This window comes from Streptomyces humicola (assembly GCF_024436035.1).
Classification (GTDB): Bacteria; Actinomycetota; Actinomycetes; order Streptomycetales; family Streptomycetaceae; genus Streptantibioticus_B; species Streptantibioticus_B humicola.
This window is the reverse complement of the sequence record NZ_JANFNG010000035.1, coordinates 25,880-37,929: the sequence shown is the minus strand read 5'-3', so window position 1 is coordinate 37,929 and position 12,050 is coordinate 25,880. Positions and strand designations below refer to the sequence as shown.

Genomic DNA, 12,050 nt, shown 5'->3' with positions numbered 1-12,050 from the left:
TGTCAGCCGCTCTACTGCTCGGCGTCGCCCGCCTGCACAGCCTGGCCCTGGGCTATCGTGAGGACCTCAGCCGACGGCATCAGGCGCCGCGGGCGGCACGTCGATGGCCGTGACCGGCAGGCCATGCTCCTGAGGCCATCCGGGCCGCCAACGACCCGGCCGGACCGCTGAAGGTGATTAGCCTGTGCGCCGGGGACGGCCGCGATCTCCTCCACGTCCTCGCCGGTCACCCTCGCCGCCACGAGGTGCGGGCGAGGCTTGTCGAGCTGGACTCTCGCAACACCGCTGCAGCCTCGGAGACAACCCGCCGGGCATGCCTGGATCAGGTCGAAGTGGTGACGGGCGACGCCTCACTCATCGACCAGTACCAGGACCTGGCTCCTGCAGATCTCGTTCTGGTCTGTGGTGTCTTCGGGAACATCACGGATAACGACATCGAGCACACCATCGGCGCCTGCAACCAACTATGCAAGACCGGCGGCACCGTCATCTGGACCCGGCACCGTGCCGCCCCCGACCGGGTGCCGATGATCTGCGAATGGTTCGGCGCGCAGGGGTTCGAGCTGCAGTGGCTGTCAGAGCCGGATGTGGGCTACGGGGTAGGTGTGCACCGGTTCGCTGGCACACCTCAACGCCTTCGGAATGGAACCCGCATGTTCGAGATCGTCGGCTATGACCTGCTCCGTCAGAACGAGGCAGCACAATCCGTCTGACCTCGGGCGCGACAACCGTCGTGAGGCCGGCGTAGCGGCTTTGGGCTGGAGCTGCAATGGGGCGAGAGATCGGGGGCCCGTAAGCTTGCTGCGACTCGGGCAGCACCTCGCCTGGCCCGGCACCGGCAAAGCGCCGGGGTCACCCTGTGGGGCGCCCTGGGCGGCGAGGGCGACACGGCCTACGACACGGAGCCGCAGCAGGGCCCCGCAAGGCCGAATGAGACGGAAACTGAGACGGAAGATCACGAAGGCCCCGACCGGCGGACCGGTCGGGGCCTTCAAAGTGCCCGGCGAGAGCACGGCGGAGGATACGAGATTCGAACTCGTGAGGGGTTGCCCCAACACGCTTTCCAGCTGTTCGTGCGGCTGTTCGGGTGGGGACGTGGGCATCCTGACCTGCGGCAGAGCAACTTGCTCAGCGGCTATGGACATGGCTGGACGGGGGTGAATGAGACCAAAACTGAGACCACGGGGTCGAGCGTCTTAACTGCTCAAGACGGCCTGAGAAGCTGTCCTACCTCTTTCCGCCGGTCACGGAGCTATGAGTGCGGTAGGGACTCCGCCTGCCGTTCGGTTTGGCGTCGATGGACGGGATTGCGAACGGCAGCGGAAGCTTGAGGATCTTCAGGCGGCTGTCGTGAGAGAGGTCGCCTGCTGCTGGGGCTGCCGCTGCGCACGGACCAGACGTCAGGTCGGTCAGTTCGCGTCGACGCCGGACACGCCCGTCTGCTGTTCGGCCACGCTACTCCAATGGGTGGAACTTCGCGCCACGCCAGGCGTGACGTGATTGAGCATCATCGGAAAAGCGGTTTATCTGTGATCGAACGAGCATGTTGGGCAACCAGCGGCTTCCGTTAGCAACGCTGTCACCAACGGAGAGATCACGTGTACCTTCGCCGGATTCTCGCAACTTCCGTTGCCATCGCGGCTCTGCTCGCCGTCGCTGCGCCCGCCCAAGCCGCCAAACCCGAGGGGACTCCCCCCAACGAATGCTCGGATACCTATAAGGACGGCAATCCGCTCCTGGGACCGGCGGAGCTGCCGACTCGTGGCCCGGTGGGCCGGGAACTGCGAGGCTACGAGCGCACCGGAGGCCTGACGACCAGCCAGTTCCTCAGCACCTACTACAGCCAGTACATCAACATGGGTAAACCGGGCTATATTTTCCCGCCGTTGTTTGGCTACGTGCTCCGCCGGAACGGCACCCCGATCGAGCACGTCCATCGGCTGCACCGTGGTCAGCACGTCGACCGCTACGGATCTGAGTTCGGGAGCTTTTTGGCCCCGGCGGGCACCCCCTTCGCCTGGCGCTCTCTTACGCCGATGAGTTTGAACAACGCCCCGGATGCCAACTGCAACTACCACGACTACGCAGTGATCAAGCCGTTCAAGGTGGATTATGGCCCCGTCGCCCCCTGGTTTGCCCAGCCGGGACGTGGCGTCCAGTACCAGCTCGACCCTGCATTGGTGCCAGGCGCTCCCTCCACGGGTTTCAACGTGGGGTGGCTCGTCGCCCACGGGTACCTCAAACGCATCATCTGATGTTCCGTCGAGGGAGCCTCGCCGCGCCCCCAGTCTGGCCGGGACGCACCGCTGCCCGGAAGCCGCCCCGGTCACTCTCGCGGAAGCCGCCTGAGCCCTGGGGCTGCCGTTCGGATGACCGTCCATCGACGTCAAACCGAACGGCAGGCGGAGTCCCCACCGCACTCATAGCTCTGTGACCGGCGGATGCCTGCAGCATGTGGCCCAGCGGCTGGGCGGAGGTGGCGCCGCCGCTGCTGTAGGAGAACATCAGGGTGGCTATCTGGGGACCGAAGGCCAGGAAGAAGAACGCGGCGGGGACGATGGCGGCGCCGGTGACGCGCAGGCCGCGCGAGATGTCTTCACGTACGTCGTCCAGGCGGTGCTCGGCCACGGCTCGGCTCATGCGCGGCAGGATCGCGGTGACCAGGGAGACTGTGATGATGCCCTGCGGGAGCATCCAGATGTTCTGGGCGAAGAAGTACGCGCTGTTGCTGGCTCCGCTGTTGGGCAGTGCCGCGTCGATGTCGTTGGCGTAGCGGGTCACCACTGTCAAGGCGACCTGGTTGACCAGGACGAACAGCATGGTCCAGCGGGCCGCGCTCACGCTCTTGCCCAGGCCCACGCCGCGCCAGTCGAAGCGGAGTCGCCATCGGAACCCGGTGCCGGTGGGAGCCGGGACAAGGCACAGCGCCTGTACCGCGATCCCGGCCGTCGTGCCGATGCCCAGCAGCCGTACCTGGCCCGGCGTTACGTCACCGACGTGGCCAGGAGCGGGGGCCAGCCACATGTACAGGACGAACATGGAGATCAAGACGATGTTGTTGAGCACCGGGACCCAGCTCATCGCCCCGAACTTGCCACGGGCGTTGAGGACCTGCCCCAGTACGAAGAACAGTCCGTAGAAGAAGATCTGCGGCAGCAGGAAACGAGCGAAGGCGACAGTCAGCTCGAACAGCTGATGATTGCCTGGGGAGTCAGGCGTGTTGAGGCTCACAATTTGCGGCGCCATCCACACCGCCAGCACCGTGCCGACCGCGAGCACGCTGAGCACCAAGGTGACCAGCCTCTGCTCGTGCGCTCGCCCGCCATCGGGATGCTCGGCCCGAGCCCGCACCAACTGCGGTACCAGTACCGAGTTCAACGCTCCGCCCATCATGAGCGTGTACAGGCTCGTCGGCAACGTGTTCGCGGTGTTGTAAGCGCCGCCCACCGCCAGTGTCCCCAGCGCGGCACCTTGCAGTACCAAGCGAATCATCCCGGTGGCCTTTGAGACGACACTGGCCACCGCCATCAACGCCGAGGAGCGCATCAATCCGCCCGACGCCGCACCCGCGCGCCGCTTCGCATGACGTCCGCGCCTCGGTAGCTCTGATTGCGAGGGCGCCCCCGCCTGCTTGACCATGTGCCCAATGTATGCGAGGACGATCACGCTCTCGCGTCGTCTGCTTCATCCTCTATGTCCGCTGGAAGCTCGCTTCAGCCTCGGGTCTCAATGAAGACGTTGATCAGGGAGGCGAAAGCCGGCACGTCGACCGGTTGCGTGGTATCGACTCGGTGGACAGGTCCGATACGAGCGGCTCGGCGACCGTCTCCCAGAAGCGCCAGTCGCCGTCGAGGGCGCCGTTGCTCAGCCGTGCAGCGATACCTGGGGGCCGTTGGCGAGGTACCGATGAAGTGCGGCGGCAGTGGAAGGTACAAACTCTCCGGGGAGGGCGTCGGCGTCGACCCAGCTGACCTGGGCGTGCTTGCCGGGCTCGCGGTTCTCCGGTTCGCCGGACCATTCGTGGGCGGCGAAGACGACGGTGAGGAAGCCGTTGGGGGCTTCGACGCCCCGGGCGCCGTGGATGATGTGGGCGACGTGCAGGGATTCCGGCTTGACGATCAGGCCGGTCTCCTCGCGGAGCTCGCGAACAGCCGTCTCGGTGATCGGCTCGCCGGGTTCGCTCTTGCCGACGGGCAGGTCCCACATGCCCTGGGCGAACTTGGCGTTCGGACCGCGTTGCAGGAGCACGACGCGGTTGGTGGGCTTGTCGTGGACGATGACTGCGGCGACGAGGAGGGTCATCGCTTCGAGGGCTGGCTTGAGGGCGCGGGGTTCGTCGGTCTTCGGCTGAGCCACGATGGTCCCTTCCTTAGCCGGGTTGTTGGGGGGTCCGCTTCACAGGCAAGTTGGTAGCCGACCTGGTAGTAGCGCTGGGCGGCGCCCTCATGTCCGAGGTCGTGGTGCTTCCACCCTGCGAGGTAGGCCAGTTCGGCGACGGCACCGAAGGCTTGGCGTCGCATGAAGTTGGAGGGGAAGCGGGCGCGGAGCATGGGGGCTGCGGTGTCGGCGAGGTAGGCGGTGACGGTAGTCAATCCGTGGCCTCCGCCGAGAGTTCGTCGGCAGCGCTGAAGGCGGTCGTGATCTGCCGGACCACGTCGACGTCCTCCTCGCCCACCATGGTGCGACCGGTGCGGGCGCGCAGCAGGGGGAGGTGGCCTCGTGGTCGTAGCCGAGAGGCATGGCGACCCTGGCGGTGGTGAAGGCTGCGATCGCTAAAAATCGGCGGCGTTCGACGTCGGTCGTCCCAGGTCTGTGGCGGTGACGACCGGATCGGTGCTGAGCTCTACGGGCTCCTCACTATTCCGGAAGCCGATCTCCGTAGGGGTGACGATCCTGCCAGCTCGGCGGGAGAGGGCTTCGGCAACGTACTGGCCTGTCTGGCCGGTGGGTTCGGCGCCGTTGACCCAGTGGGAGACCGCCGACTTGTTTGTCCGGAGGATCTCGCCGTTCTCGGCCGCGATGCGCCGGACGTCTTTCGCCAGCGCCTCATAGGTGCAGCCAACCGCGGCGATGGCCTCGCGCAAGCGGACGTTGGGCTCTCTCGACGGTGCCACGATCCCCTCCGACCCGAAGCTGTAAACCGCGTATACCACCTCGCGTGGTCACCACCGTACCGACAGTGAGGGCCGGGCGGTTCACTGATTGTCAGCCGCCCGGAGCCGACGACCTACCACATGCCAGGCTTCCCGGATCCGGGCGGCCTCCCAGGTCCGTTCACGCGGTTCGGGCACGCCTGTGCCCAGCACCGCCTGCGAAGAGACGGAGACACGGTGACCACCATCGACACCAGGCTGATGTCGGTCGAACTGCCCGAGGCGTTCGACCCGCCCTGGAGCCGCCTGCCGGGCATCACGGTGGACGGCAAGCACATCACCATCGACCCCGCCCAGTACTTCTTCCGGTTCGAGTCGCACACCTGGCTCGTCGCCGACTGGGAGCTGGTCAAGGCCGAGTTGCTGCCCACGGAGGAGACGACCGAGAGCGCGGTCGAGCAGATGGCCCTCGACTTCGTGAAGGCCCACGGCCACTCCACCTCCGACGCGGCCCGGGTCCTGGCCATCGCCTACGAGGTGTACGCCTACCTGTTCCGCGACGAGCACCTGAACGGCCTGGGCCTGCCCCAGATCACCGCCGATCACCTTCGGATGCTGCGCCAAGCCTCCACGCTGATGGCGCTGAACAAGGTCGAGCTGGACGGCCACATCTCCAACGTCGGGCCGTGCTGGTTCTTCCCAGCCGCCACCTCGGTCGTCTTCGACCTGGACGACGAGATGGGCGGCATGCTCGACGAGGTCTACCACGGCGGCTGGTTCAACGAGCACCGCCGGATCGACTCCATCAAGGCCCACGCGGCGCTCGGCGGACGGCTGGTGCACGGCTGCCAGTCCGTGCCGGACCAGTCAGGCGGAGTGGTTGCCCCCTACGGTGCCTCGATGACCGCATTCCGCGAGGACCTCACCCGCTTCAAGGCCGAGTGGATCGCGCAGGTCTACGCCCACCCCGTGACCGACGCCGCCTGATCGTCAACTGAACCGCCCCACGACGGCTCCAGGGCGGGCCGAACCCGCGCCGCCCGCCCTGGACGCCTCACCAGAACGGAGCCCTGCCCATGGAACCGACGCTCATCACCGAACTGCTCGCCGACCTGTGCACCCAGACCGACCGTCCAGCACCCGAGCGGGAGGAGGTTCGGGTGTGGTCGACGTCCGGAGTCGAGCGAGTGGCTTTTCCCGACGAGACGACGGCCATCTTCAAGTATGCCAAGACGCCTTTCCACCGCGAGGACCAGGCACTGCGTACGGCGCGCAGCCGAGGCATCCCGGTGCCCAAGCTCTACGCCTCCGCCGTCCGCGAGGGCTGGCTCGCCATGCTCCTCGAAGACCTCGGCACCTCCACACGCTCGCCTGTCACATCCTGAGACGACTGCGAACTGCCCGAAGCCGTGGCCCCCGACCACCTTGTGTGAAGGAAGCAGCGCCTGGCTTCCCACAAGGTAGCCGGAGGCTCAAAGCCGGGCAGGCGATCTCAGCGGCCGTGTCGTCGACGCTCGACGTCACTGGGCTGCGGCGGCCTCTGCGCCCTGGGCGGCGGCACGGCAGGGTTGGCTGACCCATTGACCAAAGTGCTCCGGGCCGTAGCCGCAAGGAGGCGCCTGTTCGGTATACCGGTGATGCGCCAATTCAGCAGGTGAGGTGCTCGGCCTGCAGTGGAGCGACGTTGACTTCGAGGCCGGTTTCATCCGGGTCCGGCGCGGGCGGCTGCGACCCCGCTACAAGCACGGCTGCGGTGACCGCTGTGGACGCAAGCCCGGGTACTGTCCCCGGAAGATCAACACCCGCCGTGAAACGAAGGATACGAAGTCCCGTGCGGGCAGGCGTCCGATCGGCGTTCCTGACGAGCTGATAAAGCTGCTCAAACGGCACAAGGCCGAGCAGGATCGCGAGCGGGCACTCGCCCGCGACCTGTGGGAGGAGAGGGGTTACGTGTTCACCTCGCCGACCGGTGAGCCGCTCAACCCGAATACCGACTACCACCGGTGGAAGGACCTGCTGAAAGCGGCGGGCGTACGCGACGGGCGGCTGCATGACGCACGCCACATCGCAGGAACGGTTCTGCTGATCCTCGGCGTACCCGACGTGATCGTCGACGCGATCATGGGCTGGGAGCCGGGCAAGTCGGCCCGGGTGCGTCGCAGGTACCAGCATCTGACCGGACGGGTCCTGCGTGACACGGCGGACAAGGTCGGCGGGCTGCTCTGGAGATCAGCCGCTGGGGCTGGCGACGGACCGCGCAGGGCCAACTGAGACCAAAACTGAGACCAAACGCCAACGAGGGCCCCGACCGCTAAGCGGTCGGGGCCCTCGTTTTGCCTGTTCAGGCGCTGCGGAGGATACGAGATTCGAACTCGTGAGGGGTTGCCCCCAACACGCTTTCCAAGTCTGTTTAAGCAGGTCAGGCGGGTGTTCGTCACAGTTCAAGGGCGTTCGCCGAGTGGTGGCTACCCTGCCTCCCGCACGGTCCCGGACGAGGCCGAACGGCAGCGAATGAGACGGAAACTGAGACGGGGCTCTGCCCGGGAGCCCTACGACGATGTCGGCCCGCGTCGGCCGGCCGGGCCCCGCATGGACCGTACCGGATCATCCGCCCTTCAACTCGTCGGCGCTGCCTCGCGGAGGCTGGACGTCGGAGCTCACCTGTCCGCCCAGCGTCATAACGTTCAGCGTGGCCGAGTTTTCGTTGGCGATGGCCTTCTCCACCCTGGTCACCAGGGTCTTGAACGACTCCTGGGCGGACAGGCCCGCATACGGGCCCACCTTGGTCTCGAAGTAGATCCGTTCATGACCCAACAGTTGTTCCGTCGAGCGGTAGTTCTTCCACTGCTCCCGGTACCGGTAGACGCTCTCCAGCGACACTGATCCCACGACCACCAGGCTTAGAACCGTCGCGATGAACCGGAAGCTCGGCAGGTTGATATTCACGAAGACGGGCACCAAGGCGCCACCGACCACAGAGACGGTGCGCATACGTAAATGCATGGCTTTCGCCTTGACGGCCTTGCGGTCGTACCAGCCCTGGTATTGGGACAGCCTGTTATCCAGATATCCCTGCGCCGTCGTGAAGTCCCCCAATGATGTGTCGTCCGGCTGCTCACCGACCACCGCGTCCCCCTCCTGCTACGCCGCGCGATACTCCGCCGCACGGCTAAGACAGCACGGCGCCCCTGTCAACCGTCGCACCGACGGCGAACGCCTGGGCCACGTTAGCTCTTCAAGAGCGCGGAGGCGGCGGTCTCGGCTAGGCGAGACGCCGTCGGTAGTCGAGCGGGCCTGCTGATCCGTAGCTCTAGATGGATCGGTCATCGGCGGTCATACAGGCTGCCGTTCGGTCGCTGACGGGTGGCTCCGGTCGCCTGCGGTCGCGGAGGTTGCTGTACTTCGCTGCTGTACCAACCAGCAGCGCCTCTCGGTTCCTGTCAGGGCCCTGCGCGTGCATCATGGAGCGCTGTGGACGATACGCGTGGCACCGTTCTCGGAGTGTGGCGACTCGGCATGTATCGCCGTGCCGCCGGCTACGCGTTCGCTGTGCTCCCTGCTGCCGCGGCCATGTCGACGTGGTTGGAGCTGCTGGTGCACCCGGACCTGAGCCATCTGGCTTCCGCGGGCGAGGCGATGGCCTTCGCGGTCGGCTTCGGCCTGTTCGGTTGGTGGGTACTGCTGCGCGTACGTCTCGAACTCACCACCGACGGGATCGTTACGGTCAATCCCTGGGGGACCCAGCATCTGCCGTGGTCCGGCGTCAGCTCGGTGAGTCTGAATGGCGCTGGCGCACAGTTCCACACTCTTGACGGGTTCAAGTACACCTCGTTCGCGCTGAGCGACCTGGGCGGCCTGGAGCCCCAGGAAGATCGGTTCGCCGAGGTCATGGCGATAGTGCGCACGCAAGTCCGCAAGTGACACCCGCCTTAGGAGCCCGGGATGATCTCTGTAACATCTGCGCTGGTCATCCCGCGTATGGTCGCCCTATGCCTTGACCTGCGCTCTCTCGCCCCCGTGGTCCGCGAGTGACTGTGGATGACCGGTCGTTCTGGCACGGATGTGGCACGCAGCACGCGCCCCGATGCAAACTGCCCGGTCGCCCGACCGTATTCACTATAACTAGAACTGGTTTCAGTGCTTCCTCAAGTCGTGTGATGATTCGGGGTAGTTGATTGACATGCGCTGATGCGGGGAGTGGGTGTCATAGTCTGTCAGCGGTGGTCAACGTCGGACGGCCCCGAGACGGCCCCGGCGGGCCGTCGCGCGACCCGGACCCATAGGCGCTGGCCTGGCTCCAGGGCATCGGGTTGCATCACTTCGGGTCCGTGGCGCGTTCCTGCTCGGCTTCGTGCTTGGTGTCGGGGTTGAGACACACTGCCCGGTGTGCGGGGCGTACGGGGTCGCTGGGGAGTGGTTCCATACCGCGGATCCTCACGGCCACGATGTCGACAGGAACGCGAGAATGCCGGCCCCGTATCGTCTCCAGCCGCCACCGATAGCGAGGGGCCACGTCCTTGGCCGGGAGGTCTTCGATGGCCAGGTAGACCCATCGGTCGTAGTTGGTGGGGTAGTGCCTGACCACCGCCCCGCAGTCGCCACAGGTTGCAGGCTCATACAGGGCGAAATCGTCCGGATCAGGTTCAACCTTGGGAGGGGCGGTGGCACCTTCCTCGATGGCAAGCTCGTTAACGTAAGCGTTCCAACAGGGATCGCAGAGAACGGCCATGAGGCAGATGCGGCCACGTTGCTTCACGGTAGTGTCGGACGTGTGGCACCCCTGGCATACGTTCTGGTTGGTGTTCTGAGTCGCCCCCATGTGGTGGAGGCTGAGCGCCGAGCGCAGGGGACGATAGGGCGCAACCGGGTCGCATCGGGGCGCGGGGTGGATGTGAGGCCGAGTAGGCACAGGCGCATGGCCCCGCCGAGCTTTTGTTGTGACCGGCGAATTGGAGTTCGATCCCCGGTCGGCCCTTGCCCCGTCAGGCCGCGCAGACCGACATCTGACCAATCACGCCCCAAACGGCATTCCGCTACGCGTCATCCAGCGTCGGTTGCTCGACTCCTCCTTCTTCAAGCAGCATCGTTCCAGCCGTCTGACCGTCTGGACTCGTGCCCGTCCCAGCGACCGCGGCAGAGCTAGTGGCATCGACTGTGAAAATGAGACGTCTTTGACGACGATTTTCCCGCTTCTCCCATTTAAGGAAGTCCATGCCGGTGGTCGCCCGTTGGGCACTCAACTCCGCGACGTCGAGAAGCCAAACGTTGAAGCGTTGAGATCCTTTGTCGGGAACCGTCTCGCTCTCGACAAGAAGATGGGTGAATCGAAGGTGTTGCAGCTTATTGATTTGATCGCTCAACTCGATGTCATCGGTTGCCACAAGAAAGTAGGCGGCTTTTTTTCACGACAAAACTCAGTGAGCTTCCTGACAAGCCTCTCAAGTTGCTGGGCTTCAGCGGGCTCGTCTTTGCGAAGGTCATCGAACTTGGTCGGGGAAATCAGGCCAGCTGCTTTATTGACATCTTCCACGATAACTCGGTGAGATCCGGTTTTGTCACTAACCCCCCGGTTTCTAGCTTCGGTGATGGAGCCAGAGGCCAACCGCAGGTAATCGCGGGCCACTCCCCCAGCGGCCAGCACGAGACGTTTGCGGGCATCGTCTGTGAAGAGATCTTTGACATCCACCTCAGATTTGGCGGCAATAGTCGCTAGAATCTCTTCTAGGAAGTCTTGCGTTGCTTTGAAGTGTCGCAGGCCGCGGTCCAGTGGGACCTCATGGGCATCATGTCCAATTTGCATACCGCGCGGGGGATCCCCCGGCTTGAAAGTGACCGTCGAGTACCTGATGCTTCCGACTTTCAGCCAAATGCCAGTGTCTTTAACCAAGCGGTGCAGGTAACCGAGCACCAGCGGCTGGACGTCGCGTCGTAGCTGGTAAAGATCGTCAATGAAGGCAAAGCCGCCGCCGGTCTCTTTTGCCGCCTCTGTGATTAGCGTTCGAAAATTCGTCAACGCTCTTTCCAGGTATTGCTCTTTCGATCCTTCGACAACCTCGCTCGCGGAGACAGATAGCTTGCTGCTGTCCTCGGCCTTCGCATCTAGAGAGACAAGCCTCATCTTGACGCCAGCGCTGCCGCTGGCGGTTCGGCCGGCTTCGTCACTCACCGTCCATTGCACTTTTCTGTCTAGTGGCGCAAATTTTAGCAACTCAAGCTGGCCGGCAGCCTCGCCTAATGCCTCTGCGAGTACACCCAGTGGCGTCTGCTGATTCTTTATTCGGAGCACTCTCTTAATGAAGCCACGGTTGTCGATTTGCGGAGTACGCAGGAGAAGAGCTTCGCGGACACCCTTGATCAGCTCGTGGACCGCACTGACGAGCACATCGGGATAGCTGAGATTGGCAAATATCTCCTGATCAATCCATACTGCAGCGCGCTGGTTGGTGGCTACCTGCTCTTGCAGGTGGCGCAACAGGCTGGATTTCCCGGAGCCGCGTTGGCCGAACACGAAATGATGATAGTTGGCCTCCGCGATTTCGCCCCCCTTCGGGGGTACGTAACTTTGCGGCCCACCGAACGGAGTGGCGCGTGTAGCTTCTTGCAGATCTTTGAGAAGCTGAGTCACTTCAGTGGTGGCGTATTTAGCGTTCCGCGGGCTGTTGCTCATCGATGCCCCCCTGACGCGCTTGACGAGCCATCACGTCAAGCTCGCAAATTATAAGAGCCGCCTCCATCTTTGGAGGGCACGATACTACGGGTAGGAGGGCTGTGACAGATGGTGGTCGGGGGCTGTTTCTCGGCTGAAAAGGGCTAAGAGGGGACACATCCGGGCAAGAGCTTCAGCTGCGGACAACTCCCTTCGGAGGACGCGAGTTTCGAGTCGGCGTTACGCATGCCCACGCGGGCGGTGATCCGAGGCTTTGGGCTGGAGCTGCCATGGGGCGAGAGATCGGGGCC

Annotated in this window: 10 protein-coding genes and 3 pseudogenes; 6 read left to right on the top strand and 7 right to left on the bottom strand. The window is 64.6% G+C overall.

Annotated elements, in window-relative coordinates; translation table 11 throughout:
* Window positions 1-137: 137 nt before the first annotated feature.
* Entirely contained in the window at window positions 138-713 is a 576-nt protein-coding gene (locus NGB36_RS28780; RefSeq protein WP_255923528.1) for a class I SAM-dependent methyltransferase, read from the top strand.
* Window positions 714-1,598: 885 nt separating this feature from the next.
* The gene (locus NGB36_RS33530) at window positions 1,599-2,255 is read left to right on the top strand and encodes a TNT domain-containing protein (RefSeq protein WP_255923498.1); all 657 of its coding nucleotides are present in this window, start codon (window positions 1,599-1,601) and stop codon (window positions 2,253-2,255) included.
* Here the strand turns inward: NGB36_RS33530 and murJ are convergent.
* The 3 genes and pseudogenes from murJ to NGB36_RS28760 form a co-directional block, all read right to left on the bottom strand.
* Complete coding sequence (murJ, locus tag NGB36_RS28770; RefSeq protein ID WP_505016755.1) at window positions 2,248-3,492, bottom strand: murein biosynthesis integral membrane protein MurJ; 1,245 nt, start codon at window positions 3,490-3,492, stop codon at window positions 2,248-2,250. The genes NGB36_RS33530 and murJ overlap by 8 nt on opposite strands.
* A 372-nt stretch (window positions 3,493-3,864) precedes the next feature.
* Entirely contained in the window at window positions 3,865-4,302 is a 438-nt protein-coding gene (locus NGB36_RS28765; RefSeq protein ID WP_269470695.1) for an NUDIX domain-containing protein, read from the bottom strand.
* A pseudogene (locus tag NGB36_RS28760) lies at window positions 4,299-5,084 on the bottom strand (NsdA family TPR-like regulatory protein). Before NGB36_RS28760 ends, NGB36_RS28765 begins: the two are co-directional and overlap by 4 nt.
* 246 nt (window positions 5,085-5,330) lie before the next feature.
* Between NGB36_RS28760 and NGB36_RS28755 the strand changes: the two are divergent.
* From NGB36_RS28755 to NGB36_RS28745, 3 genes and pseudogenes are all read left to right on the top strand, one after another.
* Complete coding sequence (locus tag NGB36_RS28755; RefSeq protein WP_255923496.1) at window positions 5,331-6,080, top strand: hypothetical protein; 750 nt, start codon at window positions 5,331-5,333, stop codon at window positions 6,078-6,080.
* A gap of 89 nt (window positions 6,081-6,169) precedes the next feature.
* Window positions 6,170-6,460 (top strand): annotated as a pseudogene (locus NGB36_RS28750) (aminoglycoside phosphotransferase family protein); the annotation flags it as partial.
* Window positions 6,461-6,746: 286 nt separating this feature from the next.
* Window positions 6,747-7,364 (top strand): annotated as a pseudogene (locus NGB36_RS28745) (tyrosine-type recombinase/integrase); the annotation flags it as partial.
* Between the two features lie 333 nt (window positions 7,365-7,697).
* Here the strand turns inward: NGB36_RS28745 and NGB36_RS28740 are convergent.
* On the bottom strand, window positions 7,698-8,219 hold the full coding sequence (locus NGB36_RS28740) for a DUF4231 domain-containing protein (RefSeq protein WP_255923495.1): 522 nt from the start codon (window positions 8,217-8,219) through the stop codon (window positions 7,698-7,700).
* Between the two features lie 345 nt (window positions 8,220-8,564).
* Between NGB36_RS28740 and NGB36_RS33525 the strand changes: the two genes are divergently transcribed.
* Window positions 8,565-9,014: a PH domain-containing protein gene (locus NGB36_RS33525; RefSeq protein ID WP_255923493.1), complete on the top strand. Its 450-nt coding sequence runs from the start codon at window positions 8,565-8,567 to the stop codon at window positions 9,012-9,014.
* Between the two features lie 394 nt (window positions 9,015-9,408).
* Here the strand turns inward: NGB36_RS33525 and NGB36_RS28730 are convergent, their stop codons facing one another.
* The 3 genes from NGB36_RS28730 to NGB36_RS28720 form a co-directional block, all read right to left on the bottom strand.
* Window positions 9,409-9,678, bottom strand: a complete 270-nt coding sequence (locus NGB36_RS28730) for a hypothetical protein (protein WP_255923492.1) — start codon at window positions 9,676-9,678, stop codon at window positions 9,409-9,411.
* Window positions 9,679-10,126: 448 nt separating this feature from the next.
* Window positions 10,127-10,453 carry a hypothetical protein gene (locus NGB36_RS28725; protein WP_255923491.1) on the bottom strand — a complete coding sequence of 109 codons (327 nt, stop codon included), beginning with the start codon at window positions 10,451-10,453 and terminating at the stop codon, window positions 10,127-10,129.
* Window positions 10,450-11,760: a P-loop NTPase fold protein gene (locus tag NGB36_RS28720; RefSeq protein WP_255923490.1), complete on the bottom strand. Its 1,311-nt coding sequence runs from the start codon at window positions 11,758-11,760 to the stop codon at window positions 10,450-10,452. The genes NGB36_RS28725 and NGB36_RS28720 overlap by 4 nt, the downstream gene beginning before the upstream one ends.
* Between the last annotated feature and the right edge of the window lie 290 nt (window positions 11,761-12,050).

What these genes read in the sequence shown, in the direction of transcription:
- murJ (WP_505016755.1), bottom strand. Translation starts at nt 3,492, where the DNA reads ATGATTCGCTTGGTACTGCAAGGTGCCGCGCTGGGGACACTGGCGGTG.
- NGB36_RS28765 (WP_269470695.1), bottom strand. Translation starts at nt 4,302, where the DNA reads ATGACCCTCCTCGTCGCCGCAGTCATCGTCCACGACAAGCCCACCAAC.
- NGB36_RS28720 (WP_255923490.1), bottom strand. Translation starts at nt 11,760, where the DNA reads ATGAGCAACAGCCCGCGGAACGCTAAATACGCCACCACTGAAGTGACT.